The 26,011-nt window shown below is 66.3% G+C and carries 22 protein-coding genes; 11 read left to right on the top strand and 11 right to left on the bottom strand.

Features of this window, described 5'->3' with window-relative positions:
• Window positions 1-216: 216 nt before the first annotated feature.
• From LKE06_RS25590 to LKE06_RS25625, 8 genes are all read left to right on the top strand, one after another.
• Window positions 217-1,128 (top strand): dihydrodipicolinate synthase family protein, encoded by a 912-nt coding sequence (locus LKE06_RS25590; protein WP_228001920.1) that lies wholly within the window; start codon window positions 217-219, stop codon window positions 1,126-1,128.
• Window positions 1,129-1,176: 48 nt separating this feature from the next.
• Complete coding sequence (locus LKE06_RS25595; RefSeq protein ID WP_228001921.1) at window positions 1,177-2,640, top strand: aldehyde dehydrogenase (NADP(+)); 1,464 nt, start codon at window positions 1,177-1,179, stop codon at window positions 2,638-2,640.
• Window positions 2,637-3,872, top strand: a complete 1,236-nt coding sequence (locus tag LKE06_RS25600; protein ID WP_228001922.1) for an NAD(P)/FAD-dependent oxidoreductase — start codon at window positions 2,637-2,639, stop codon at window positions 3,870-3,872. Before LKE06_RS25595 ends, LKE06_RS25600 begins: the two co-directional genes overlap by 4 nt.
• Window positions 3,869-4,201, top strand: coding sequence for a (2Fe-2S)-binding protein (locus LKE06_RS25605; RefSeq protein WP_228001923.1), 333 nt, complete (start codon window positions 3,869-3,871; stop codon window positions 4,199-4,201). Before LKE06_RS25600 ends, LKE06_RS25605 begins: the two co-directional genes overlap by 4 nt.
• Complete coding sequence (locus LKE06_RS25610; RefSeq protein ID WP_228001924.1) at window positions 4,198-5,712, top strand: FAD-dependent oxidoreductase; 1,515 nt, start codon at window positions 4,198-4,200, stop codon at window positions 5,710-5,712. Before LKE06_RS25605 ends, LKE06_RS25610 begins: the two co-directional genes overlap by 4 nt.
• Entirely contained in the window at window positions 5,712-6,713 is a 1,002-nt protein-coding gene (locus LKE06_RS25615) for a proline racemase family protein (protein WP_228001925.1), read from the top strand. The genes LKE06_RS25610 and LKE06_RS25615 overlap by 1 nt, the downstream gene beginning before the upstream one ends.
• 112 nt (window positions 6,714-6,825) lie before the next feature.
• Window positions 6,826-8,187, top strand: coding sequence for an amino acid permease (locus tag LKE06_RS25620; protein WP_228001926.1), 1,362 nt, complete (start codon window positions 6,826-6,828; stop codon window positions 8,185-8,187).
• Window positions 8,188-8,237: 50 nt separating this feature from the next.
• Entirely contained in the window at window positions 8,238-8,915 is a 678-nt protein-coding gene (locus LKE06_RS25625) for a GntR family transcriptional regulator (RefSeq protein ID WP_228001927.1), read from the top strand.
• A gap of 116 nt (window positions 8,916-9,031) precedes the next feature.
• Here the strand turns inward: LKE06_RS25625 and der are convergent, their stop codons facing one another.
• From der to steA, 11 genes are all read right to left on the bottom strand, one after another.
• A complete protein-coding gene (gene der, locus LKE06_RS25630) occupies window positions 9,032-10,447 on the bottom strand; it encodes a ribosome biogenesis GTPase Der (protein ID WP_228001928.1) in 1,416 nt (471 codons plus the stop codon).
• Window positions 10,444-11,121, bottom strand: a complete 678-nt coding sequence (gene cmk, locus LKE06_RS25635; protein WP_228001988.1) for a (d)CMP kinase — start codon at window positions 11,119-11,121, stop codon at window positions 10,444-10,446. The genes der and cmk overlap by 4 nt, the downstream gene beginning before the upstream one ends.
• 65 nt (window positions 11,122-11,186) lie before the next feature.
• Window positions 11,187-12,644, bottom strand: coding sequence for a pseudouridine synthase (locus tag LKE06_RS25640; protein WP_228001929.1), 1,458 nt, complete (start codon window positions 12,642-12,644; stop codon window positions 11,187-11,189).
• A gap of 9 nt (window positions 12,645-12,653) precedes the next feature.
• Complete coding sequence (gene scpB / locus LKE06_RS25645) at window positions 12,654-13,331, bottom strand: SMC-Scp complex subunit ScpB (protein ID WP_372477429.1); 678 nt, start codon at window positions 13,329-13,331, stop codon at window positions 12,654-12,656.
• 53 nt (window positions 13,332-13,384) lie between these two features.
• On the bottom strand, window positions 13,385-14,260 hold the full coding sequence (locus LKE06_RS25650; protein ID WP_228001990.1) for a segregation and condensation protein A: 876 nt from the start codon (window positions 14,258-14,260) through the stop codon (window positions 13,385-13,387).
• Between the two features lie 80 nt (window positions 14,261-14,340).
• Window positions 14,341-15,216, bottom strand: coding sequence for a ParA family protein (locus LKE06_RS25655; RefSeq protein WP_228001991.1), 876 nt, complete (start codon window positions 15,214-15,216; stop codon window positions 14,341-14,343).
• 429 nt (window positions 15,217-15,645) lie between these two features.
• Window positions 15,646-16,605 (bottom strand): site-specific tyrosine recombinase XerD, encoded by a 960-nt coding sequence (gene xerD / locus LKE06_RS25660; RefSeq protein WP_228001930.1) that lies wholly within the window; start codon window positions 16,603-16,605, stop codon window positions 15,646-15,648.
• A gap of 12 nt (window positions 16,606-16,617) precedes the next feature.
• Window positions 16,618-17,277, bottom strand: a complete 660-nt coding sequence (locus LKE06_RS25665) for an NUDIX domain-containing protein (RefSeq protein ID WP_228001931.1) — start codon at window positions 17,275-17,277, stop codon at window positions 16,618-16,620.
• Window positions 17,274-18,998, bottom strand: coding sequence for a CTP synthase (gene pyrG / locus LKE06_RS25670; protein ID WP_228001932.1), 1,725 nt, complete (start codon window positions 18,996-18,998; stop codon window positions 17,274-17,276). The genes LKE06_RS25665 and pyrG overlap by 4 nt, the downstream gene beginning before the upstream one ends.
• A gap of 228 nt (window positions 18,999-19,226) precedes the next feature.
• On the bottom strand, window positions 19,227-20,171 hold the full coding sequence (locus LKE06_RS25675) for a copper transporter (RefSeq protein ID WP_228001933.1): 945 nt from the start codon (window positions 20,169-20,171) through the stop codon (window positions 19,227-19,229).
• Entirely contained in the window at window positions 20,171-21,379 is a 1,209-nt protein-coding gene (steA, locus tag LKE06_RS25680) for a putative cytokinetic ring protein SteA (protein WP_228001934.1), read from the bottom strand. Before steA ends, LKE06_RS25675 begins: the two co-directional genes overlap by 1 nt.
• A 208-nt stretch (window positions 21,380-21,587) precedes the next feature.
• Between steA and LKE06_RS25685 the strand changes: the two genes are divergently transcribed.
• The 3 genes from LKE06_RS25685 (at window position 21,588) to LKE06_RS25695 (ending at window position 25,991) form a co-directional block, all read left to right on the top strand.
• Window positions 21,588-23,255, top strand: a complete 1,668-nt coding sequence (locus LKE06_RS25685; RefSeq protein ID WP_228001935.1) for a sigma-54-dependent Fis family transcriptional regulator — start codon at window positions 21,588-21,590, stop codon at window positions 23,253-23,255.
• An 83-nt stretch (window positions 23,256-23,338) separates the two neighbouring features.
• A complete protein-coding gene (locus tag LKE06_RS25690; protein ID WP_228001936.1) occupies window positions 23,339-24,847 on the top strand; it encodes an aldehyde dehydrogenase family protein in 1,509 nt (502 codons plus the stop codon).
• Between the two features lie 25 nt (window positions 24,848-24,872).
• Window positions 24,873-25,991 carry an NDMA-dependent alcohol dehydrogenase gene (locus LKE06_RS25695; protein WP_228001937.1) on the top strand — a complete coding sequence of 373 codons (1,119 nt, stop codon included), beginning with the start codon at window positions 24,873-24,875 and terminating at the stop codon, window positions 25,989-25,991.
• Window positions 25,992-26,011 lie beyond the last annotated feature (20 nt).

Below are 26,011 nucleotides of genomic sequence, written 5' to 3' on the forward strand. Positions count from 1 at the left end.
GCGAGCGCCGCACAGTCCAGCGCCCCCGGTCGCATTGCCGAGGTCGAACGCGGAATCTGCGCACTGTGATGTGTGACATTGCACAGTAGAGAACGAGTGATGCTTGCGCAAGCGGTTGCGTGAGGGCCGTCACTCGAGTTACGTTCAGTGCAATGTCACACCTCACAAGTGACATCGGGCTGGTCCCGGACTTCCCACAACCAATGGAGGCATTTGATGACCGAAACGATCACGGCTGCCACGACAAAGCCCTGGCACGGGGTTCTCGTTGCGACGACCCTGCCCTTCACCGACGACTTCGCGGTCGATTACGACGCGTACGCCGAACACGTGCGGTGGTTGGCGGCCAACGGCTGCCATGGGGTCAGTCCGAATGGATCGCTCGGCGAATACCAGACCCTCGATGACACCGAACGGGCCAAGGTGGTGACCACCGCCGTCGCGGCGGCCCCGAAGGGATTCACCGTGATGCCCGGCATCGCCGCATATGGGGCTTTGCAGGCACGCAAATGGGCCGAACAAGCCGCCGAAGCTGGGGCACAGGTGGTAATGCTGTTGCCGCCCAACACCTATCGCGGCGGACGTGACTCGATCCTTGATCACTACCGCACAGTGGCGAAGGTCGGGCTGCCGATCGTCGCGTACAACAACCCGATCGATACGCGCATCGACCTGACCCCCGACATCCTGGCCGAACTGCATGCCGAGGGACTGATCGTCGGTGTCAAGGAGTTCACCGGCGACGTGCGGCGCTTTTACGCGATCAAGGAACTCGCGCCCGAACTCGACATCCTCATCGGTTCCGACGACGTGGTGCTGGAACTCGGCATCGCGGGCGCGGTCGGCTGGGTGGCGGGCTACCCGAACGCGATTCCGGAATCGACGGTGGAGCTGTACAACGCGTCGATCAACCGGGATCTGGACAAAGCGCTTCCGCTGTACCGCGATCTGCACAAGCTGCTGCGCTGGGATTCGAAGACCGAATTCGTGCACGCGATCAAGCTTGCGCAGGACCTGGCCGGACGCAACGGTGGCAAGTGCAGGCCGCCGCGCGTGCCGCTCGCGCCGGAACTGGCCGACCGGATCACCGCCGCGACCCGCGACGTACTGGCCAAGGGCTACCGGTAGACCGAACACCCACGCAGAACGGTGAATACGGGAAGTGAGGAGCAGGCGATGACCGGAATCCTGGTCGAATCCGTCACGGACACCACCTCGGACGAGGTCGCTGCCACCGTCGCGGCGGCAGCAGCGGCGGCGCGGCCATGGGCTGCGATGTCGCTCGCCGATCGAGCCCGCGTGCTCGATGGCATCGCCGACGCGCTCGACGCGCATGCCGCACAGCTGATCGCGCTGGCAATGCGGGAGACAAATCTGGCCGAGCCGAGGCTGGTCGGTGAGTTGCGACGCACCAGTTTCCAGTTGCGGCTGTTCGCGCAGACGGTGCTCGACGGCGGCTTTCTCGACGTGCGCATCGACGACGCGGACGCCGACTGGCCGATGGGTGCGCCGCGGCCGGAGCTGCGACGCATGAATATTCCGCTCGGCCCGGTCCTCAATTTCGCGGCGAGCAATTTCCCGTTCGCGTTCTCGGTCGCGGGTGGTGATACCGCCTCCGCACTGGCCGCCGGATGCCCGGTGATCGTCAAGGCCAATCCCGGGCACCCGGCACTTTCCAGTGCGGTCGGCGAGCTCATCGAGACGGTGCTCGCCGAATGTGGCGCGCCCCGTGGGAGTTTCGGGCTAATCTTCGGCCGCAACGCCGGGGTTCAGGCGCTTACTCATCCGGCCGTCGCCGCAGTGGCCTTCACGGGTTCCACCGCGGGCGGCCGGGCGCTCTACGACCTGGCCTGCGGACGCCCGGTACCGATCCCCTTCTACGGGGAATTGGGCTCGATCAACCCGGTGTTCGTGACGGCCGACGCGGCACGGTCTCGGGCACCGGAGATCGCCGCGGGGCTGCTGACCGCGGTGAGTTCCAGTGCCGGGCAGCTGTGCACGAAGCCGGGACTGGTTGCGGTACCCGAACAATCACCAGTGCTCGACGAGCTGACCCGCACCGCTTCGGTGCCGACCGGAGAGATGCTCAACGAGACGATCGCCGCAGGGTTCGCCAGTGCTGTCGCGCGGGTGCGCGAGCATCCAGAGGTGCGGGTACTGGCAGGCGGTAGCCCCGGCGAAGCACTGCTGCTCGTGACGTCAACGCGCACCGTGCTCGCCGATCGGGACGCGTTGATGCACGAAATGTTCGGCCCCGCGACGTTATTGGTGACCTACCGGGATAACGACGAACTCCTCGAACTGGCCCGGTCGGTGCACGGCGAGCTGACCGTGTCGATATTCGGTGACCACACCGACGACACCGCCCACGCACTGCTGAGCACGGCGGCGGGCACGGCCGGGCGGGTGCTCTGGAACTCTTGGCCCACCGGGCTTTCGGTTACCTACGCCCAGCAACACGGCGGACCATACCCGGCGACCACCGCCCCGGCGACTACGTCGGTGGGCACCGCGGCCATCGCGCGTTTCCTGCGTCCGGTCGCGTTCCAGTCGGTGCCCGATGAGATGCTGCCGCCGCAGTTGCGTATCGCGAACCCACTCGGCGTGCCGCGCTCGGTGAACGGGGCACGCGCGCAATGAGTCTCGACTCGCCCGGCGCGGCGTCCCTTCCGGGGACCGACGTACTGATTATCGGCGGCGGCATGATCGGGTGCGCGCTCGCGGACCGGCTCACGCTCGATGGCGCGTCGGTGCGGGTCTGTGAGGCAGGCGGTTTGGCGTCCGGCACCACCGCGCACGGCGAGGGCAACGTGCTCGTCTCCGATAAGGGCCCCGGGCCCGAACTGGAGCTTGCGCAGCTATCGCGCGGGCTGTGGCCAGGCATCCTCGAGCGCATCGATGAGGGGGCGCTCGAGGATGTCACGGTCGCCGAATGGGAACCCAAGGGCGGCATCGTCGTTGCCACCACCGATGCGGGGGCCACCGCGCTGGCTGAGTTCGCGCGCAGCCAGCGCGCGAGCGGGGTGCGCTGCGAAAACCTAGACGCGGATCAGTTGGCCGCCGCCGAGCCCGCGCTGACCCGGGACGTCGCCGCCGCCGTCTATTACCCCGATGACGCCCAGGTCCAACCGGTCGGCGCGGCATCCGTATTGATCGGAGCCGCTGTCGCCGGCGGCGCGGTTGTCGAAACACGCTGCGCCATAACCGGACCAATCGTCCGCGACGATCGGCTCGTCGGTGTGCAGACCACCAGAGGACCCCGCTACGCCGATATCGTGATCAACGCGGCCGGGCCGTGGTCGGGCCCGGTATCGGATCTGCTCGGCGCGCCGATCGCGGTCAAGCCGCGACGCGGCGACGTATTGATCACCGCACCGATGCCACCGACTGTGTTCCACAAGGTCTACGACGCGGACTATGTCGGCGCCGTCAGCAGCTCGGATACGGCCTTGCAATCGTCAGCGGTGGTCGAGTCCACCCGCGGCGGCCCGCTGTTGCTCGGGTCCTCCCGCCGCCAGTGCGGCTTCGACAATCGACTGCGCCCCGACAGCATGGCCGCCATCGCCCGAAAGGCACTGCGGCTCTATCCGATCCTCGCCGATATCGCGATCATGCGCGCATACGGCGGTTTCCGTCCCTACGTCGACGACCATCTCCCGGTTATCGGCCCCGATCCGCGGCTGCCAGGACTCTGGCACGCGACCGGACACGAAGGGGCGGGCATCGGTCTGTCGGTCGGTACCGCGCACTTGCTATCCGCGGCACTTGCCGGCCGCTCCGTCGAGATCGAAATCGCGGCCTTCGCTGTCGACCGGCCGGCCGTCATCGCTCCCCGCTGCAGCGAACCGGCCGCGAGAAAGGTATCCCGATGAGTCCCAAGGTGATTCCCCCGGACAGGGATCCGGTCGGCCGAGCGGACCGGCCGCTGACGATCATCGTCGATGGCGCGCGGGTCCCCGGTGTGCGCGGGCAGACGCTCGCGTCCGTGCTGCTTGCCGATGGTCGCTCGCACTGGCGGACCGCGCCGACCGGCGGGTCGCGCGGTGTTTTCTGCGGCATCGGAATCTGCTTCGACTGCGTCGCGACTGTCAACGGGGTGCCCGACATCCGGTTGTGTCGCCGTCCCGCCCGCGACGGCGACACCGTCACCACCCAGACCCGTCTCCCCCACTCACCTGACGCCGACCGAGGTGTGCAATGAGCAGGCACGTGGTCGTGATCGGCGGCGGGCCCGCAGGCACCGCCGCCGCCGAATCCGCGCTACGCGCCGGTGCGACCGTGACACTGATCGACTCCAACGAGGCGCTCGGGGGCCAGTACAACCGGCGCATCCCGGCCGCCTACGAGGTCCGGCGCCCCCTGAGCATCGGGCACGGGTACGCCGCCGCCGAGCGTAGCGCGCGCCTGCTGAGCGAACACCCTCGCTGCGAATACCTCTCGTGGGCAACGGTTTATCAGATCGAGCGCCACCTCGATGGCGGCTGCCCAGCCGTGCGGCTGCTGCTCGGCGTCGAGGGTGACCCGCGCACCCACCGGGTGATACAGGGCGACGCGCTGGTACTGGCCACCGGCGCATATGACCGGGTATGTCCATTCCCCGGCTGGGATCTGCCCGGCGTCTACACCGCCGGGGCGGCACAAACCCTCGCGAAAACCCAGCGCGTGCTCGTCGGCCGGTCAGTATTGCTTTCCGGCACCGGCCCATTTCTGCTGCCGGTGGCACAGTCGCTCGCCGCAGGCGGTGCCGACGTCGCGGCGGTCCTGGAAGCCAATCCCGGCCGCCGGATCGCCCGGCACTGGACCACTCGGCCCTGGCAGTTACGCCACAGTGCCGGCAAGGCCGCCGAGTTGTTGGAATACATCACTTGCGGTGTGCGACACCGGATTCCACTGCGCACAGGTCGCGCGATAGTCGCGGTGGCTGGCGACGGCCGGGTCGAGGAGGCGACGGTTGCTCGCCTCGACGAGAACTGGACCCCGATCCCCGGCAGCCACACCACGGTCCCGGTGGACGCGGTCGCCGTCTCACACGGATTCACCCCGCAGCACGAACTCGCGGTCGCGGCCGGAGCCCAGCTGAGGGCGGACGGCTTCGTGCTCGTCGACGGCACCCAGCGGACAACCGCCGAATCGGTCTGGGCGGCAGGCGAACTGACCGGCATCGGCGGGTCACAGGTTTCGGCCGTGGAAGGCGCCGTCGCTGGGTTGGCCGCCGCAGGTGCCGACCCAACCATGGATCGGGCGCTGCGTGCGCGCCACCGTACCGCCGAACAGTTCGTGGCACGCCTGGCGGCCGCGCATCCCATCCGGCCCGGCGTGCTGACCTGGTCACAACCCGAAACCGTGATCTGCCGCTGTGAAGGCACCAGCCGCGGCGAGTTGGCGTCGGTATGGGCCCACGCCACGGGCGACGGCTACCGGTCGGCCAAACTGGCAACCCGCGCCGGACTCGGCCCGTGCCAGGGCCGGATCTGCGCCGCCAATATCGAGGCACTGCGGGTACGCGAACATGCGGACGGTGCCGTCGACGCACAGGATCGCGCCTGCCCGGGCAGCGCCTGCGAAACCCTACATGACCAGCAATACCCGGCCGGTGCCGTCGAACGGTCCGCAACCCCCGGCCTAGCCGCCGCCACCCCCGCCTGGCGACCACTCGCCGCTCCGGTGCGACTACGCGAACTCGCCGATCTCGACAGCGAAGGACAGCCCTGATGCACAGCAGCATGATCATCTCCGCCATCGACACCCACACCGAAGGGATGCCGACGCGCGTGATCACCGGTGGCGTCGGCACGATCGCCGGCGACACCATGGCCGCTCGCCGCATGTATTTCACCGAACACCTCGACGGGCTACGCAGGCTACTGGTCAACGAGCCGCGCGGGCACGCCGCGATGAGCGGGGCGATCCTGCAGCCAGCCACCACCGACGACGGGCATTACGGTGTGCTGTTCATCGAGGTCAGCGGGCTGCTCCCGATGTGCGGACACGGCACCATCGGAGTGGCTACCGCGCTGGTGGAGGCAGGCATGGTACCGGTCACCGAGCCACACACCGAGATTCGGCTGGATACCCCGGCCGGACGGGTGGTGGCCTCGGTGGCCGTCAGCGGTGGTCACGCTGATTCGGTCACTCTGCGCAATGTGCCCGCGTATTGCGACAGCCTGGACAACAAGGTTGAGGTGCCCGGCATCGGCGTGGTGCGCTACGACATGGCCTACGGCGGAAACTTCTACGCCATAGTCGATATCGCCGAACTCGGGCTGCCGTTCGACCGCACCCGGAAGGATCGGATTCTGGAATCGGGCCTGCGAATCATGGAGGCCATCAACGAATTCCGGCGCCCGGCGCATCTGGAGGACGAGCGGATCGCCGGCTGCAAACACGTACTGTTCCTGGCCCCGGATTCCGAACCGGCGCACACCCGCAACGCGATGGCCATCCATCCCGGGTGGTTCGACCGCTCTCCTTGCGGTACCGGCACTTCCGCACTGCTGGCCCGCCAGCATGCTCGCGGCCTGCTGTCGGGTGATCAAGTGCTGCACAACGATTCGTTCATCGGCACCACCTTCACCGCGCGCGCCGTCGACACCACCACCGTCGGCGACCGTACCGCGATCGTGCCCGCGATCACCGGCCGCGCCTGGCTGACCGGAACGGCGAATTACCTACTCGACCCCACCGACCCCTTCCCCGAGGGTTTCGTCTTCTAGCGCAACAGATCTCCGACGCTTCACATCACCACCCCTGCGAAAGGCCACGACAATGTCTGTCGTCACCCGAAACCCGCGTCCACCCATCACAAGAAGCGGCATGATGCGGCGAATGCCCGTCACCGTCCCCGAAACCGGTGACTTCAAAAAGAGCATGGGCCTATGGCAACTGGTCGCGCTCAGCCTCGGCGGACTCGTTGGGGCCGGTGTATTTTCGCTTGCGGGCGTGGTGGCGAACGAGGTGTCGGGCCCGGCCGTGCTCGTATCGTTCGCGATCGCCATCATCGCCTCCGGAGCCGCCGGTCTGTGTTATGCCGAATTCGCTGGCATGGTTCCGAAAGCGGGTTCGGCCTACACCTATTCGTACGTGGCGCTCGGCGAAATCATCGGCTTCATGATCGGCTGGGACCTGCTGCTCGAGTACACCGCCATCGTCTCGGTGGTCGCGATCGCGGTATCCGGCTATCTGAACTACATCACCCACTATGTCGGATTCGACCTGCCCACGTGGGCTCTCGGCGCGCCCGGCACCGGATCCGGTCACAAGATCGACCTGTTCGCGGTCCTGCTCTGCCTGCTGCTGGCGTTCCTGCTCTCGCGCGGCACCCGCGAATCCGCCCGCGTCCAAACCGGCCTCGTCGCAGTCAAATTGGTGATCGTCGCGGTGGTGGTCATCGCGGGCGCGTTCCATATCAAGGCGGGCAACTACACACCATTCTTCCCATTCGGCGTCGGCAGCGCGGTTTCCGGTGCGGCACTGGCTTTCTTCGCGGTCTACGGCTACGACGCGATGAGTGCCGCCGCCGAAGAATCCAAGGACGGCAAGAAATTGATGCCGAAGGCCATCATGATCAGCCTGGGCATCGCCAGCGTTGTCTACCTGCTGGTCTGCCTGGTCATCGTCGGGATGGTCAACTACACCGACATCAACGTTTCCTCCCCATTCTCCAGCGCCTTCGACACTGTGGGAATGGGCATTCTCGGCCTGGTGATCGCGGTCGGTGCCGTCGTCGGCGTCACTACCTCCGCGTTCGCGAATATGCTCGCTGTCACTCGCGTCGGCTTCGCCATGAGTCGCGACGGTCTGCTGCCCTCGTACTTCGGCAAGAACAGCCCGCGCCGCAAGGTTCCCAGCCGAGTGATCTGGCCGGTCGGCATCGTGTCTGCCGGGATCGCGGGCTTTCTACCGATCCGGGAAGCCGCCGAACTCACCAATGTCGGAATACTCATGGCATTCATCGTCGTCGCGATCGGCGTGATCCAGCTGCGCCGGACACGCCCGGACGCCGATCGGGCCTTCCGCACGCCGTGGGTTCCGCTTGTGCCGCTGATCGGTGTCGGCTTCTCCGCGTGGCTGCTCAGCCACCTCGACTGGGTCACCTGGCTGCGGTTCGTCGTCTGGCTGATGTTGGGTCTGGCACTGTATTGGGGCTTCAGCTACCGGAACTCGAAACTGAATACGATGGAGAGCTAACTATGCTCGGAGCCTCGGGCACACCCACAGGAGAAACCCGGAGTGCATTGATGATCGAACGGTTGGACACCCGCAAACGGCCCACGCTGCGCGATCATGTCTCGGACGCGCTGCGTGCGGCGATCATCTCCGGTGAACTCGAGCCCGGCGAGCTCTACTCGGCGCCATGGCTGTCGGAGCGGTTCGGGGTCTCGGCGACACCGGTACGCGAGGCGATGCTGGATCTGGTCAAGCAGGGTCTCGTAACCTCGGTGCCGAATAAGGGTTTTCGCGTCACCGAGACCTCCGAGCACGACCTCGATTCGATCGCCCGCATCCGCATGCTGCTCGAGCCACCGAGTGTCCGGGCGATCATCGACAGCATCCCCGCCTCCGATATTCCCGGGCTGCGCGAGCAGGCCGACAAGATCGTCGACGCCGCCAAGCACGGCGATCTGGTCGAATACATCGACGCCGACCAGCGATTCCATCTGATGCTGCTGGACTATTGCCACAATCCCCGGCTGTCGCGGATCGTCAGCGACCTACGCGCCCAGACCCGGCTATTCGGCCTCGCCGCGCTCGTCGAGCGCGGCGAACTGGAGAATTCCGCGCAGGAACATCACACGATCGTCGACCTGATCGAACGCCGAGCGGGCGAGGAGGTCGAACGCTTTCTGCGTCGGCACATCGGGCATGTGCGCGGAATCTGGGCAGCAGGCAACGCCCCTGACGAGGAGATCTCGTAGCCGCCGGTGCCGGTGCCGCACGTCGAGTCACTTCAGACGTTTACCCGCCCCACTGCGGCCATAGCCACTGTGAGGCGTGTAAACGTTTGCGAGACAGCGTGTTTCGCGCCTGATGGCTATTTCCTGCGGTCCCGCTTCTCCCGCACACGCACCGAGATCCGCACCGGTGAACCGTCGAATCCGAATTCCTCGCGCAGGCGGCGCTCCAGGAAGCGGCGATAGCCCGCTTCCAAGAAGCCGGTGGAGAAAAGCACGAAGGTCGGGGGGCGGGTGGTGGCCTGGGTGGCGAACAGGACGCGTGGCAGCCGGCCGCCGCGCATCGGCGGTGGTGTCGCCGCGATGACTTCCTTGAGCCAGGTGTTCAGGCGGCCGGTGGGGATGCGCTTATCCCAGGATTCCAGGGCGGTTTCCATTGCGGGAACAAGCTTTTGGACGGCGCGGCCGGTGTGGGCGGAGATATTCACCCGCTGCGCCCACGGGACGCGGACCAGGTCGCGATCGATTTCGCGCTCGAGTTGCAGGCGACGGTCCTCGTCGACCAGATCCCACTTATTGAATGCGAGCACCAACGCGCGCCCCGACTCGGCGACCATGCTGATCACCCGCAGATCCTGCTCGGTGATGGGCTGCGAGGCGTCGACCAGCATGATGGCGACTTCGGATGCCTCCAGCGCCGATTTGGTGCGCAGCGACGCATAGAACTCCATGCCGCTGGCATGCGAAACCTTGCGACGCAGACCTGCGGTGTCGACGAACTTCCAGACCTTTCCACCCAATTCGACCAGCGTGTCGACCGGGTCGACGGTGGTACCCGCGACATCGTGCACCACCGACCGCTCGTCGCCTGCCAGCTTGTTCAGCAGGCTGGACTTGCCGACATTCGGCTTGCCGACCAGCGTGACACGACGCGGGCCGCTACCGCCGCTACCCTCACGCGGGGTTTCCGGCAGCACGGCGAGCACATCGTCGAGCAGGTCACCGGTGCCGCGACCGTGCGAGGCGCTGACCATGCGCGGCTCACCCAGACCGAGTGACCACAGTGCGGCGGCCTCGGACTCCAGCCGTTGATCATCGACCTTGTTGGCGACCAGGATGACCGGCGTCTTGGCGCGGCGCAACACCTTGACAGCGGCCTCGTCGGTCGCGGTCGCGCCGACCACCGCATCGACGACGAGCAGGATCGCATCGGCGGTGTTCATGGCCAGTTCGGCCTGGCGCGCCACCGACTGCTGCAAGCCCTTCGCGTCGGGCTCCCAGCCGCCGGTATCCTGCACCAGAAACTTGCGTCCCGCCCAGTTCGCCTCGTAGGACACCCGGTCCCTTGTCACCCCGGGAATGTCTTCCACGACCGCCTCACGACGGCCGATAATCCGATTGACCAGCGTCGACTTGCCGACATTCGGGCGGCCGACCACGGCGAGGGTCGGCATGGGAAGGTGCGCGTCGACATCGAACTCACCGTCGAGATCGGCTACCTCCCAATCGGATTCGTCACTCCATACCCCGTCGCCGACGAGAACGTCCTCGCTCACTGCGCACCTCCCATCCGGCTCGCCGAAACCTGCTGCCGCACAACGCGGTACAGATCATCGATGACTTCGTCCATATTCATCTCACTGGTGTCGACCAGTACCGCGTCGACGGCCGGGCGCAACGGCGAGACCTTGCGGGTGGAATCGAGGTTGTCGCGCCGCTGCACATCGGCGAGCACAGCCTCGTAGTCGTCACCTCGGCCTTCACGAATGTTCTGCTGGTTGCGCCGTTGCGCGCGGGCCTCAGCGGAGGCGGTCAGGTAGATCTTCGCGTCCGCGTCCGTCAGCACGACCGTCCCGATATCGCGGCCCTCGACCACGATTCGCTGTGCGGCGGTGGCGATTTCGCGTTGCAGGGCAACCAACAGTTCACGCACCTCGGGCACGGCGGACACCGCCGAGACAGCCTTCGTGACGGCATCGCCGCGAATCTCCTCGGACACATCCGCACCGTCGAGCGCGATCACTTCCTGACCCGGATCGGTGCCGATCGTCAGCGGCAATTCCTTGACGGCAGCGCCGATGGCTGCGGTGTCGGTCAACTCGATACCGGCACGCAGCACACGCAGCGTGGCCACCCGGTACATCGCACCGGTGTCCAGGTATCGAGCGTTCAGGCGGGTCGCCAAGCGCCGCGACACACTGGATTTACCGGTACCCGAGGGACCGTCCATCGCAACAACCAGTGCCGAAGCGCCCGATACCTGCCCAGGGGCCTCGACCGGGATCTCCAGACCGTTCACAACGACACCGCCTCATACAGTTTGCCGATTTCATCGCGACCGAGCACACGCAGCGTGCCGGGCCGTTGATCGCCCAATGCGACCGGACCGATATTGGTGCGCACCAGCCGGGTCACCGGATGGCCGACGGCGTCGAGCAGCCGGCGCACGATGTGCTTGCGTCCTTCGTGCAACACCAGTTTCACCAGAGAACGTCCCTCGCCCAATTCGAGCACCTGGAACTTGTCGACCTTCGCGGGGCCGTCATCGAGTTCGATTCCGTCCCGCAGCCGTTTGCCGATCAACCGGTTGACCTCGCCGTTCACCGTCGCCAGGTAGGTTTTGGACACCTCGAAGGAGGGGTGCATGAGCCGATGAGCGAGGTCGCCGTCGTTGGTGAGCAGCAGCAGCCCCTCGGTGTCAGCATCGAGACGGCCGACGTGGAACAGTCGTTGCCCGGCCGCGATGCGCTCGGCGACGATATCGCCAACACACGGACGGCCGAGATCATCGGACATGGTGGACTGCCAGCCCTTCGGCTTGTTCAGCGCGATATGGACCAGTTCCGCACGCACCATCACCCGGGTGCCGTCGACGCGAACCACGGCGGTCTCCGGATTGATCCGCAGCCCCTGCTCGGTAACGATGGCGCCGTCGACCTCCACGCGGCCCTGGTCGATCATCTCCTCGGCGGCACGACGCGAGGCGACGCCCGCCTTGGCGAGCACCTTTTGCAGCCGTTCCCCTTCGCCCGCGGGCAGCTTCACGTGTCCGGTACCGGCGGACGGCTCGACATGCTGGCGCCTGGCCGGCTTGGCATTGCTCAGCAGCGGCGACTGCGACGCTGCCCGCTGTGGCTTCGGGTTCTTGGTCTTGCGGCCGGTGGTCCCACCCGATGGCGACTGCGTGGGCCGCCGCGCGGAACCGCCCTGCGCGGCACCACGGTAACCACGGCTCTGCGATGAACTCCGTTGCGCGCCTTCACCCTGCTCGGCGCCACGGTAGCGACCCTGCGACGAACCACGTTGCGCGCCACCACCTTCCGAACCACCACGCGGCCCCTGCGAGGACCCGCGATAGCCACCGCTCGGTGAGCCACCGCGATAACCGCCCTCGCCCTGCGACGAGCCGCGATAGCCGCCGTCGTTCTGCGAGTTTCCCCGGTAGCCGCCGGTCGACGAGCCGCGCTGCCCGGAACCGCTCTGCGAGGACCCACGGTAGCTACCGCTGGTCGACGAACCGCGCTGCCCGGAACCACCCTGGGTGGAGCCGCGATAGCCGCCCTCGGTGTTCCCCCGGTATCCCTCTCGCGCACCCCGCTCGGCGCCGCCCCATGAGGCACCGCGCTGGGTACTCCCCCGTTGCGTTGAACGCGCGTCTCGCGCGCCTGCGTTTCGGCCTGCGCCACCCCTGGTGGGCTGGTCGCTTCTGTTCCTACGATCCGGTGTGCCATCTCGGCGAGCGGGCGTATTCATGTTGTCCTGTCATTCTTCGGAACCGAGGTCCAAATCGGCCTCGGCGGGTTTCCTCAGCCTGGTGTAACGGGGATCCGTTTCCAGGCTCTCATTGATCTCATCGATCAGGTCGACGCCCGGAAGTAGGGGCGCCAGTGGCGGCAGATCGGTCAGCGACGGCAGTCCGATCCGTTCCAGGAACAGTTCGGTCGTGCGGTATTGCGTGCCGTTCGTCTCCGGGTCGACGCCGGCCTCGGAGATCAATCCGCGTGCCAACAGGGTCCGCATCACGCCATCGACGTTCACACCGCGTACCGCGCTGACCCTGGTCCGGGTCACCGGCTGACGGTATGCCACCACCGCCAGAGTTTCCAATGCCGCCCGCGTCAATTTCGAGCGAGCGCCATCGAGCAGCATCCGTTCCACATACGGCGCGTACTCGCTGCGAGTATAGAAGCGCCAGCCGTCTCCGACGAAACGCAGGTCGATACCACTGGCCCGCGCGGACAGTTCCGCGGACATCTCCCGCAGGGTGCGATCCACCCGCACCGGGGTATCGGCCAACGCGTCGGCCAGCAGCTCTACCGGGGCGGGAGCGTCCACGATGAGCAGCATCGCCTCCAACGCCGACCGGAATTCGTCGTCCCCGAGAGCGTCCGGCGTGAACTCCGCCACGTCGCGGCCGGATGCGGCTTTTTCGTCGCCGATTCCGGCGCTGGCGTCCTGCCCAGCCGAGTCCGTGGGCTGCTCGCCGTGCTCGCTCACCCGTAGTCCTCCTCGATAGTCACGGTGTCGGCCGTCGGGGCGTCATCGTCCTTCGGGTCGCCGATCCAGCTGACCGCCAGTGGGCCGAGCGGGTCGGGCTGGTCGAATTCGATCGTCTTGCCGCGATACAGCTCGAGCAGTGCCAGGAAGCGAGCCACGATCTGTATCGGCATCTCGCAGTCGGCGACCAGCTCAGCGAAGGTCGTCCAACCGCCCGGGCCGCGCAGCTTCAACAGTTCGAGCACGATCGCGGCCTGCTCGACAACCGAGATGGCATGTGAATGCAGGTGATCGAGCCCGACTTTCGGAATCGGGCGCGGCCGGAAGGCGGCGGCGGCGATCGCCGCGAACTCGTGCGCGTCGACCCCGAGCGTGACTTCGGGCAGCAACTGCGCGAACCGATCCTCCAGCCCGACCGCACGCGGATAGCGGCGCAGCGCGACGGCCTCCAACTCGCCGAGCAGTTCCGCGACCTGTTTGAACGCCCGATACTGCAGCAGCCGAGCGAAGAGCAAGTCGCGCGCCTCCAGGAGTTCGAGATCCTCGGCGTCGGTCATTTCACCCGAAGGCAGCAACCTGGCCGCCTTGAGATCGAGCAACGTGGCGGCGACGACCAAGAATTCGGTGGTCTGGTCCAGGATCTTGTCGGCACGCAGAGCGGCGCCGGTGCCGCTGCCCGATAGCGCCGCGGTCAACGCCTTGGTGTAGGCGATGAATTCATCGGTTACCTTGTGCAACGCGACTTCGGTGACATCCAGCTTGCGTGAGCTGATCAGGGTCAGCAGCAGATCGAACGGCCCCTGGAAATTGCTCAGCCGTAGGTGAAACCCGGACTTCTGGCCGGCATCGGCCTCGTCGCCGGGCAGCTCCATATCCGAATCGACCGGACCCACAACAGGCTCCGAGTCGAGCGTTTCCGTGGTTGTCGATGGCGCCGGTTCAGGAGCCTCGGTCACCGGCCGGACCGGTGGATGACTTCCCGCGCCATCGCCCGATATGCTTCGGCCCCACCGGATTTCGGCGACCACGTGGTGATGGGTTCGCCCGCGACACTGGCGTCGGGGAATCGCACGGTCCGCGAAATGGCCGTGTCGTAGACCAGGTCACCGAACACTTCGACCACCCGCGACATGACCTGACGCGAATGCAGTAGGCGGGCATCGAACATGGTGACCACTATCCCGTACAGGCTCAGCCGCGGGTTCAGCCGGTCACGTACCTTTTCGACGGTGTCGTTGAGCAATGCCAGCCCGCGCAGCGAGAAATACTCGCATTCCATCGGGATGATCACGCCGTCGGAGCAAGCCAGCGCATTCACCGTCAGCAGGCCGAGCGAAGGCTGGCAGTCGATCAGGATGTAGTCGTAGCGGTCGCGCACGGGTCCCAGCGCGCGGCCCAGCGTCTGTTCCCGTCCGACCTCGTTGACCAACTGGATCTCCGCCGCCGACAGATCAATATTGCTCGGTAGCAGATCCATGTTCTCGACGCGGGTCTCCATCAGCACGTCTTCGATGGACACCTTGGAGCCGATGAGCAGGTTGTGCACGGTCAGATCGAGGTCATGGTGGGCCACACCCAGGCCGGCCGACAAGGCTCCCTGCGGATCGAGGTCGACCAGCAGCACCCGCCGCCCGAATTCCGCAAGCGCGGCACCGAGGTTGATCGTCGAGGTGGTCTTGCCGACGCCGCCCTTCTGATTGCACATGGCGACGATGAGGGCATCGCCGTGCCGCTCGACCGGTGGTGGGTCAGGAACCGCACGCAGGGGCCGACCGGTGGGGCCGAGCGCCGCACCGTCGGGGGCCGGTTCGCCGCCGTTGCCCCACAGTGCTCCCGCCGAGGCCTCCGGGTACGACTGGGTACCCGTAAGCGGCTGCGCCCCAGCACTGATCGGCGGCTCCGCCGCACTGGCTGTCGTCACGATCCGCTGCTCCTTATACGTTCCTGCCCGTTGCCTCGCCGAGCGTAGCGAGGCCGATCAGGCCCGACCTCGCTTTCGTACGGTCCAGCACTCGCATGAACGCTACCGCTTGACTGAGTCCAACTGCCGCGCTGAGTGCGGCGTGTTCGCAGTGAAAACGTTACCTCTCACTCTGTCATCACCATGTGGGTCCGCCATAGAAATGGACATCGAACCCACCCGAAACGGACGATACCCGGTGTGAGCACCACCAGATACTCCACCGGGCTGTGATCGTTCTCCGATGTCGGAGAACCGAATCCGATTGGTGTGCACGTGGTCCCCGGTCGCGGCGGGCTAGAGCGCGCGTGGATGCGCGGTGGCCCACACCTCACGCAGGGTGTTCACCGTGACAAGCGTGTAGATCTGTGTGGTCGTGACCGAGGCGTGCCCGAGCAGTTCCTGGACAACGCGAACATCGGCGCCACCGTCGAGCAGATGCGTCGCGAACGAATGCCGCAGTGTGTGCGGCGACACTGTTGCGGTGATCCCGGCGCGCTCGGCCGCGGTCTGCAGCACCTGCCACGCGGTCTGGCGTGACAGCCGACCGCCGCGCGCGTTCAGGAACAGCGCGCCCGCATTGGCCTTCCCACGCGCGGCGAGCACCGGCCGTCCCCGCACCAGATAGCCGTCGACCGCGGCGAGTGCGGGCCTGCCGATCGGCACCATGCGTTGTTTGCCGCCTTTGCCGTGCAGCACGACGGCTCGCTCGTCGACATCGATGTCGTCGACATCGAGCCCGACCATCTCGGAAATGCGCGCGCCGGTCGAATACAGCAACTCGAGCAGCGCGCGATCGCGCAATCCGCGCGGCCCGCCATCGGTCGCCACTGACGCCTCGGGATCGCCGGCGTCCATCGGCCCGCCACCCGCGGCCTCGAGCAGCTTCAGAACCTGGCCGTATGGAAGGGCTTTCGGCAACCTCCGGCCCGGTGCGGGCGGCTTCACGGTATGCGCGACATCGGTGGCGGTCATGCCCTCGGCCGCCGCGAACCGGTGTAGCCCGCGCACCGCGATCAGTGCCCGGGCCACCGAGCCCGCCGCCAGCGGCGGATGGTCGGCACTGCCCGTCCGCAAGGCGATGGCGAACTCGGCGACGTCGGATTCCGAAACCGCGTCCAGCCCATCGACACCATGCCCGGTGAGGAAGTCCCGATAGCGGTCAAGGTCCCGGCGGTATGCACCGAGGGTGTTACGCGCCGCGCCACGCTCCACCGCGAGATGGTCGAGGTAGGCGTCGATTTCCCGCGCGAGCACCGCCGGGTCCCGTCAGTCTTCGGACTGCTGCTGTGCCGCCTTGCGGCGCAGGAACGCACTGGGCCGGCCCGGCCACGGCGCGTCGGCGGGTCGCAGTTCGACACCGCCCGCGCGGGCGGCCGCGAGTGCGAGCACACCCGCGACGGCCGTCGCGTTGACGATCTCACCCGACAGCGCGGCCCGCACGGCGTCGGCGACCGGCATACGGACCAGTTGCAGGTCCGCCTCCTCGTTCTCCGGCTCCGGTTGATGGGTCTCGTACAGCCCGCGCGCACAGTAGACCCGCAGTGCCTCGTCGGTGAAGCCGGGCGAGAGCGCGACGTCGACCAATACCGACCATTCCCGCGCCGCCAGGCCCGTCTCCTCGGCAAGCTCGCGCTCGGCCGCGTCCAGCGGATCCTCCCCCAGCAGGTCGAGCAGCCCGGCGGGTAGTTCGAGCAGCCGGGTACCGATGGGATGGCGGTATTGACGGATCAACACCACGTTGTCGTCATCGTCGATGGCCGCAACCGCGACCGCGCCGTGGTGTTCGATCACCTCGCGTTCGACGACCCGGCCACCGGGCATCGCCACCCGGTCCAGCCGCAATGCGAGGATCGCGCCGCTGTATATGGTGCGGCTGGATACCGTCTCGAAATCGTGGCTACCCGGTCCGCCCCCTGGCTCGGTCACGACGAAGCCTGGTCCGCGGCGGCGAACTCTTCGTCCGGCAGATCCACCGGAAGGCGTTCGGCCAATTTGTATTTCAGTGCCGCCGAGATCAGTGCCGCGAACAGCGGATGCGGCCGGGTCGGGCGGCTCTTGAGCTCGGGATGCGCCTGGGTGGCGACGAAGAACGGATGCTTGTCGGCAGGCAGTTCGACGAACTCGACCAGATGTCCATCCGGCGATGTGCCGCTGAACTGCAGCCCGCTCGCCGCGACCTTGTCGCGGTAGGCGTTGTTCACCTCATAACGATGGCGGTGCCGCTCGGAGACCTCCTCGGCGCCGTATGCCCGCGCGACCAACGACCCCTTTGCCAGAATGGCCGGGTAGGCGCCCAGTCGCATCGTGCCGCCGAGGTCGGCCTCACCGGCGACGACCTGCTGCTGATCGGCCATGGTCGAGATCACCGGATGCGTTGTGTCCGGCTCGAATTCGGCCGAGTTGGCATCGGCCAGCCCGACCGAACGCGCGGCCTCGATCACGACGCACTGCAAACCGAGGCAGAGTCCGAGCAACGGTAAACCCCTGGTGCGGGCATACCGGATGGCACCGACCTTGCCCTCGATACCGCGAATACCGAACCCGCCGGGGATCAGCACCGCGTCCACGTCACGCAGCGCCGCCTGCGCACCGGCGGGGGTCTCACAGTCGTCGGACTGGACCCAGCGAATGTTGACCTTTGCCCGCGAGGCGAACCCGCCCGCGCGCAACGCCTCGGTCACCGACAGGTAGGCGTCCGGCAGATCGACGTACTTACCGACCAGCGCCACCTCCACGGTCTCGCGCGGTGAATGCACGCGGTCGAGGAGATCACCCCACACCGTCCAGTCCACATCACGGAACGGGAGTCCGAGCTTGCGTACCACGTAGGCGTCGAGGCCCTCGCGATGTAGCACCTTCGGAATGTCATAGATCGACGGCGCGTCCGGGGTGGAGATGCATGCGTCGACCTCGACGTCACACATCAGCGCGATCTTGCTCTTGAGGCCCTGCGGCACGTCACGATCACAGCGCAGGATCAACGCGTCCGGCTGGATACCGATGCTGCGCAGCGCCGCCACCGAGTGCTGGGTCGGCTTCGTCTTGAGCTCACCCGAGGGTGCCAGGTAGGGCACCAGCGAGACATGCAGGAAGAAGACGTTCTCCCGGCCCACATCGTGACGCACCTGACGTGCCGCCTCGAGGAACGGCTGCGACTCGATGTCGCCGACAGTGCCGCCGATCTCGGTGATCACCACATCCGGGACGTGTCCCTGCAGATCGGGACCGGTCATCGCGAGGATGCGACTCTTGATCTCGTCGGTGATGTGCGGAATGACCTGCACCGTGTCGCCGAGGTATTCGCCGCGCCGCTCCTTGGCGATCACCGACGAATACACCTGTCCCGTAGTCACATTCGCGTCGCCGGACAGATCCCGATCGAGGAATCGCTCGTAGTGACCGACATCCAGGTCGGTCTCCGCGCCGTCCTCCGTCACGAACACCTCGCCGTGCTGGAACGGGTTCATGGTTCCCGGATCGACGTTCAAGTACGGGTCGAGTTTCTGCATGGTGACGCGCAGTCCACGCGCCGTCAGCAGTTGACCGAGGCTGGAGGCGGTAAGGCCCTTACCCAATGAGGAGGCGACACCACCGCTGACGAAGATGTGCTTCGTGGCCGTTCGCGCCTGAATCCGTGTTTGACCCACGGGTCTTCACGGTAACACGAATCCGCTCATCCGAGCACACGCCACGCACGTTTGCCGCCCGGTCGCTGCGATCGCTCGCAGACGTCGACGGCAATGTTCGCAGCGCCGGGCCCCAACCGCGCGCCCGCACCGATACATGGGCACGGCCGCTGTGAGGCAGGTCGCCTCGACACCGCCGCCGCATCGCTACCACCAGGCGGGACGACCAGTGCCGCGACGCCGCGGAATTCAGCGCGGTAGAGCCACGACGGTCAGCGAGTTCGCCTTGGTACCGGTGCCGTATCGGCCGGCGCCGCCGCTTAGTTGCTCGGTGAGCCCGAGTACGGCCGTAACGCGACCGATCTCCCGGTCGAGGTTGTCCACTGTTGTCACGGCGGTGGCCAGTGCGGCATCCGAGCGCACGACGGAAATAGGGCCCGGGTTGTCGGCCGCGCCCGATCGACCGGCCAGCACCACGCCCGCACCGCGCCCACGCAGCGCCCCCGCGAATCGGGCCGTGTTCGAGCCCTGAGCGTTCTCGCTGGAGTGAGCGCCATTTCCGGTGACGACGACCGCGAGTTGCGCGGGTTGCACCGGAGTGTCGCCGTAGGCGAGGAAACCGCCGCCACGCAGCGTCTCGAGCGCCAGGCTCAGTTCCTGCGGGGTGCTGCGTGGTTGCGAGTTGGCCGGGTCGAGCAGCATCACCAGCCCGAGCAGGTCCCCCGCCATGCTGCCCTGATCGACGGCCCCGGTACGCAATTGGGCGCCGGCCGGAATGACATTGGTGATCGCGGTGCGCATCCGGTCCCCCTCGGTCGCGTCGAGGAAGGCGTCGGTGAGCGCGATCTTCCCGGTCATGGTGGCACCCGCGGTTTCCAGCCCCTTCGTCACCGCCTCGATATCGGCGGGATCTGCGTCAGGGGTGGTGAACACCACGACGCTGCGTTCGGAGAGGGTGCCGCCGAGGATCCGGCCGGCCGAGCCCGCGATGAACCGGTCGGCGGCGTTCAACTCGTCGGTGAGTTCGCGGTTCTGCTCGGAGAGCGTGCCGACTTGGGTGCGCAAATCTGTCTTGTCCGCGCGCAGCCCGGACAGCAGATCGGCCGCCACTGTCTGCGAGCCGAGTACCACCCCGACCGCGAGCGCCAGAAAGATCGCTACGATCGAAATGACATGCTGCCGTATGGAAATCATCAACGGTCTCCGATTATTCGCTGCGCCCACAGCGCAAATCGATTCCAGGTATCGATCGCCCAGTCGAGCGCATCGTTACCCAGGTGCGAGGCAAGCAGCGCGACGATCACCGCGACGAGCGCGGCCAACACGACCATCGCGATCGCCGTGCCGGAAACCCGGTTTCGGTAGAGCGTGCCGACAGCCTTCGCGTCTACCAATTTCGTCCCGACCTTGAGCCGGGTGAGGAACGTCGCCGGGTTGCTGTCTCGGCGTCCGCGGTCGAAGAAATCATCGAGTGATGCGGCGGCGCCCGCTGTCACGATCAATGCCGCGCCGTGGTGGTCGGCCAGCAGCAATGCCAGATCCGCTGGTGCGCCCGACGAGGGGAATGTCGTCGCGCCGATACCCAGATCCTGGATGCGCTCCAGCCCCTTGGCGTGGCCATCGGTGTCGGCGGGCAGGATCACCTCGGCGCCAGATTTCAGGGTATTGCTGGTGATCTCGTCCGGGTCGCCGATGATGAGGTCGGGCCGGTAGCCCTGCTTCATCAGGGTGTCGGCGCCGCGGCCGACGCCGACCATGATCGGCGCGTATTCCTTGATGAACGGCTTGATTCGCTTCAGGTCGTCGGCATGATCCGGACCGTCGGCGACCACGACCACATGGCGTTGCTTCATGGTGAGTTCGAGTTCCGGTACGCCGATGCCATCGATGAGCAGCGAGCTCTCGGTACGGACGAACTCGATCGTGTTGCCCGCGAACGCCTCGAGATGGTCGGCCAGCCCGTTGCGGGCCGCGATCATTCGGTCCGCGATCGCCGACTCGGTCAGCTCGATGCCCTCGACCAGGACCTCGGGCTCCTTTTTGGTCAGCTTGTCCACATAGACGATGCCCTCGGTGATGCGGACCTTGGTACCGTCCTTGATCCGGCTGAACGCATCCGAGCTCACCGTGTCCAAGAGCAGAATTCCATTGGCCACCAACACTTCTGGACCGAGGTTCGGATAGCGACCCGAGATCGAGGGTGAGGTGTTCACCACCGCGACCACCCCCGCTTCGATGAGCCGATCGGCGGTGAGCCGATCGAGATCCATCTCGTCGAGCACCACCACGTCGCCGGCTCCGACCCGTTTGAGTAGACGCCGGGTGTTGCGGTCCACCCGGGCAATACCGGAGAGACCAGGCAGTGTTTCGGTGTTCTTCGACAACAGCGCCAGCATCTTCATGAGCCCGATAATGGCCGGTAACCCTCAACCATTGGTGGAGGCGCGCCGCACCACCCGTCACATACGTCACTGTGATAGTTGTGGCTGGATGCCAGCGAAAGCCGTTCCCGGCCCAACCGCGACCGCGACCGCTACCATCTGGACAACGGAAATTATTCTTGGATGACGAGATGGATGCTGAACAACTGGTAACCCGACGGTGCCGCGAATGAGGTCCATGCAGCATCCACCGGAGTCGGCCGCATTGCGGCCCGACATCGTGCTGTCGTGGCAGCGATCCCGGCAGTGCGGTGTAGATCCCGGCGCGGCGGTGGGCGGCGACCCCGACTCGGATGTCGAGAGCGGCGATCGGCTGCTCCATGCGGCAAAACCGATCCTGGACGAACTCGCGTCCCAATTGACCGACAGCAGCCTGTGCGTCCTGCTCGCCGATTCCGACGGCCGAATCGTGGATCGTGTCTTCGGCGACCGGACCATGGCGCAACGCATAGAACGGGCCGGGGTGGTGGTCGGTTCACGACTCGGCGAGGACGAGGTGGGCACCAACGCGCTTGGAACCCCACTGGAGCTGCGGCGCGCGATCATCGTCAACGGTGCGGAGCACTATCTCGAACGTTTCAAACAGATGAGCTGTTGCGGCCAGCCCATCATTCATCCAGCGACGCAACGAGTCGAAGGCGTGCTCGACATCACCGGCATCAGCGACCAGGCCAATCCGCTGTTCGCACCGCTGGTAGCCCGCGCGGTCGCCGACATCGAGGGTCGATTGCAGGCCGGACGGCGGGCGGCGCAGCAACGGCTGATGGATGCCTTCCAACGGATATCGGCACGACCGGGCGCGGCGGTCGCGGCGATCAGCGGCGATCTGGTGCTGGCGAACCCGGCGGCCTTGGAGCTACTCGGGCCGGTCGACTATCAGAATCTGCGGGATATCACCGGCGAAAGCCACACGGGTCGGATCAAGTCTGGATCGATCGAATTGTCCTGCGGCGAACGGGCTCTCGTCGAGGCGGAGCGAGTACCGGGCACAAACAATGGCGCGGTATTCGTCGTTCGCGCGGATCGCTCGGCGCCGCGCATCTCCCGAGGCTCGATTCCGCTGCACACCGCAGGGGCACGAATCAAAGACCGGCTGCGCGTTATTCGCGGTGCGACCGGTGCGGTCCTGGTGTGTGGGGAACCCGGTTCGGGACGTACGACGGCAGTCGCCGATCTCGTCGAGGGCTCGACGCCATGTCTGGATGCGGCGACCGCGGCTGTCGCCGGGACTCGCGCTTGGTTACGGACGATCACCGAGCAGTTGGCGACACGACCAGCGTTCCTGGTGATCGAAAACGTCGATTGCGCGACGACAGAGGCGATTGCACTGCTCACCGAAATGCTGTCGATGCCGCATCCCACACGTCTGGTTCTGACATCACCTCCGGTCACCGAACTGTCACCGGCCGTCGCGGCACTGGTCGCCCGCTGCCCGCACCGCATTGATCTGCCACCGTTGCGAAACCGGTCGAACGAGATCGACGACATCGCCCGGCACATGTTCGACGGCATCCGGCCCGGCCTTCGCGTCACTGCCCGCGCGGCGAGCGCGCTGCGCGCCGCGACCTGGCCCGGCAATCTCACCGAGTTGCGGGCTGTGCTGACCACAGCTGCCGGCACCTGCCCCAGCGGACGCATCGATCTCGCGGATCTGCCTGAGCCCTATCGAGTCTCGCCGCGCATAGCCCGACTGTCGGAGCGCGAGCTCGCCGAACGACGCGTCATCATCGAGGCGCTGGAGCGGTGCGGCGGGAACAAGGTGCACGCCGCCCGTCAGCTCGGCATGAGCCGGACCACGCTCTACGCACGGATGCGGATGCTCGACATCGACCGTTGACGGTGTTCAGACATTGAACAGTTAGTCATACCGAATTCATCGGAATATGTGCTGTGTCACAGCAATTCCCTGATGGAGGTCCGATGACAACGGTGTCCGAATACCCGATCCGAGCCGAGGTCCAAGGTTTTCTCGACCGGCCCAAACAACTGCTCATCGGCGGCCAGTGGGTGGACGCGGAATCCGGGCGCACCTTCGCCACGGAGAATCCCGCGACCGGCGCCCCGCTGGCCGAGGTGGCCCACGGTGCCGCGGTCGATGTCGATCGTGCGGTGCGCGCGGCCCGCAACGCCTTCGATAACGGTCCTTGGCAATGGATGAAGCCGAACGAGCGCGAACGACTGCTCTGGCGCGTCGGCGACCTCCTGTCCGAGCGAGCCGCCGAGTTCGGCGAACTCGAGGCCCTCGACAACGGGAAGTCCGCGGGCATCGCCACCGCCGTTGACACTGCCTGGGCCGCCGACGTGTTCCGGTACTACGCAGGTTGGGCAACCAAGATCGAGGGCGCGACGGTCAATGTGTCGATGCCATTCGCACCGGATGGCCAATTCCACGCGTACACGCTGCGCGAGCCGGTCGGCGTATGCGGTCTGATCGTGCCGTGGAACTTCCCGCTACTGATGGCCGCGTGGAAGCTCGCCCCCGCTCTCGCCGCCGGAAATACCGTGGTACTCAAGCCCGCTGAACAGACGCCGCTGACCGCGCTGCTGCTCGGAGAGGTGTTCCAGGAGGCGGGATTCCCGCCTGGCGTGGTGAACATCGTGACCGGTTTCGGTGACGCGGGTGCCGCGCTTTCCGCGCACGACGGCGTCGACAAGGTCGCTTTCACCGGTTCCACAGAGGTCGGCAAGCTCGTCGCGGACGCGGCCAGGGGCAATCTGAAAAAGGTGTCGCTGGAACTGGGCGGCAAGAGCGCCAATGTCGTATTCGCGGACGCCGATTTCGACGCCGCGGTCACCGGTTCACTCAATGCGTGGCTGTTCAACCACGGCCAATGCTGCGTCGCGGGGACTCGATTGTTCGTGGAGGACAAGATCTTCGACGAGTTCACCCAGGCCGTCGCCGATGCCGCCGCCGCAGTGCGCATCGGGCCAGGTATGGACCCGACCACCGAACTCGGACCACTGGTCTCGCAGGAGCAGTTCGACCGGGTCACCGGGTACCTGCAGGCCGGGCTGGCCGAGGGCGCCCGCGCGCTCACCGGCGGAAAACGTCACGGCGATACCGGTTATTTCGTCGAACCAACGGTATTCGTCGATGTACGACCGGAATTCAGCATCGTCCGCGAGGAAATCTTCGGCCCGGTCGTCGCCGCGCTGCCGTTCAATGCCGACGACGGCATCGACGCTGCCGTTCACGCGGCCAACGATTCGATCTACGGTCTGGCCGCGGGCATCTGGACCCGCGACATCTCCAAGGCACACCGCACCGCGCGGCGTTTGAAGGCCGGCTCGGTGTGGGTCAACCAATACAACGGCTTCGATACGGCGATGCCATTCGGTGGCTACAAGCAGTCCGGCTGGGGTCGCGAACTCGGCGCCGAAGCCATCGGCCTCTACCTGCAGACCAAGTCCGTCAACGTCGCGCTCTGAGCGCCCGTAGTCCCTGGAGATTCCCGTGAAGACCACCGCAGCAGTCCTTCTGGAGCCCGGCAAACCCTTCGAGCTCATGGAACTCGAACTCGACGGCCCCGGCCCGGGCGAAGTCCTCATCCGCTACAGCGCGGCCGGGCTGTGTCATTCCGATCTACATCTCACCGACGGTGACCTGCCGCCGCGTTATCCGATTGTCGGTGGACATGAGGGCGCCGGCATCATCGAGGAGATCGGGCCCGGCGTCACCAAGGTCAAGCCCGGCGATCACGTCGTATGCAGCTTCATCCCGAACTGCGGGCACTGCCGCTATTGCTCCACCGGCAGGCAGAACCTGTGTGACATGGGCGCGACCATCCTCGACGGCTGCATGCCCGACGGCACCTTCCGATTCCACGGCAACGGAATGGATTTCGGTGCCATGTGCATGCTCGGCACCTTCTCCGAACGCGCCACCATCTCCGAACACTCGGTCGTCAAAGTCGATGACTGGCTGCCGCTCGAGACCGCGGTACTCGTCGGCTGCGGCGTACCGTCGGGTTGGGGTAGCGCCACCTACGCGGGCAATGTCCGTGTCGGCGATATCACCGTCGTCTACGGCATCGGCGGCCTCGGCATCAATGCCGTTCAGGGCGCCGTGCACTCGGGCGCCAAATATGTCGTCGTGATCGACCCGATCGAGTTCAAACGCGAGACCGCACTGAAAATGGGTGCCACACACGCATTCTCGACCGCGGAAACGGCTGCGGAGAAGGTCAACGAACTGTCCTGGGGTCAGGGCGCCGATCAGGCGATTATCACCGTCGGTACAGTCACCGAGGAAGTCGTTTCAGCGGCCTTCGACATCATCGGCAAGGGTGGCACCGTGGTCGTCACCGGCCTGGCCGATCCGGCGAAGGCCACCATCCACGTCTCCGGCGCGATGCTTACGCTGAACGAGAAGACCATCAAGGGCACTCTCTTCGGCTCGGCCAACCCGCAATATGACATCGTACGGATGCTGCGGCTCTACGATGCCGGACAGCTGAAGCTCGACGAGCTGGTCACCACCCGCTACCGGCTCGAAGACATCAATCAGGGGTATCAGGATCTGCGCGATGGCAAGAACATTCGCGGCGTCATGATCCACGCCGGCGACCGATAGCGTGCTGGACAACGCGGCGC

Origin of the sequence: Nocardia australiensis (assembly GCF_020733705.1) — a bacterium.
Classification (GTDB): domain Bacteria; phylum Actinomycetota; class Actinomycetes; order Mycobacteriales; family Mycobacteriaceae; genus Nocardia; species Nocardia australiensis.

Coding starts and splice junctions, on each gene's coding strand:
- LKE06_RS25610 (WP_228001924.1), top strand. CDS start 4,198: ATGAGCAGGCACGTGGTCGTGATCGGCGGCGGGCCCGCAGGCACCGCC.
- steA (WP_228001934.1), bottom strand. CDS start 21,379: ATGAAGATGCTGGCGCTGTTGTCGAAGAACACCGAAACACTGCCTGGT.
- LKE06_RS25600 (WP_228001922.1), top strand. CDS start 2,637: ATGAGTCTCGACTCGCCCGGCGCGGCGTCCCTTCCGGGGACCGACGTA.
- cmk (WP_228001988.1), bottom strand. CDS start 11,121: ATGGACGGTCCCTCGGGTACCGGTAAATCCAGTGTGTCGCGGCGCTTG.
- LKE06_RS25625 (WP_228001927.1), top strand. CDS start 8,238: ATGATCGAACGGTTGGACACCCGCAAACGGCCCACGCTGCGCGATCAT.
- LKE06_RS25690 (WP_228001936.1), top strand. CDS start 23,339: ATGACAACGGTGTCCGAATACCCGATCCGAGCCGAGGTCCAAGGTTTT.
- LKE06_RS25640 (WP_228001929.1), bottom strand. CDS start 12,644: ATGAATACGCCCGCTCGCCGAGATGGCACACCGGATCGTAGGAACAGA.
- LKE06_RS25590 (WP_228001920.1), top strand. CDS start 217: ATGACCGAAACGATCACGGCTGCCACGACAAAGCCCTGGCACGGGGTT.
- LKE06_RS25675 (WP_228001933.1), bottom strand. CDS start 20,171: ATGATTTCCATACGGCAGCATGTCATTTCGATCGTAGCGATCTTTCTG.
- LKE06_RS25605 (WP_228001923.1), top strand. CDS start 3,869: ATGAGTCCCAAGGTGATTCCCCCGGACAGGGATCCGGTCGGCCGAGCG.
- LKE06_RS25615 (WP_228001925.1), top strand. CDS start 5,712: ATGCACAGCAGCATGATCATCTCCGCCATCGACACCCACACCGAAGGG.
- LKE06_RS25595 (WP_228001921.1), top strand. CDS start 1,177: ATGACCGGAATCCTGGTCGAATCCGTCACGGACACCACCTCGGACGAG.
- LKE06_RS25685 (WP_228001935.1), top strand. CDS start 21,588: ATGAGGTCCATGCAGCATCCACCGGAGTCGGCCGCATTGCGGCCCGAC.
- LKE06_RS25650 (WP_228001990.1), bottom strand. CDS start 14,260: ATGGAGCTGCCCGGCGACGAGGCCGATGCCGGCCAGAAGTCCGGGTTT.
- LKE06_RS25620 (WP_228001926.1), top strand. CDS start 6,826: ATGCCCGTCACCGTCCCCGAAACCGGTGACTTCAAAAAGAGCATGGGC.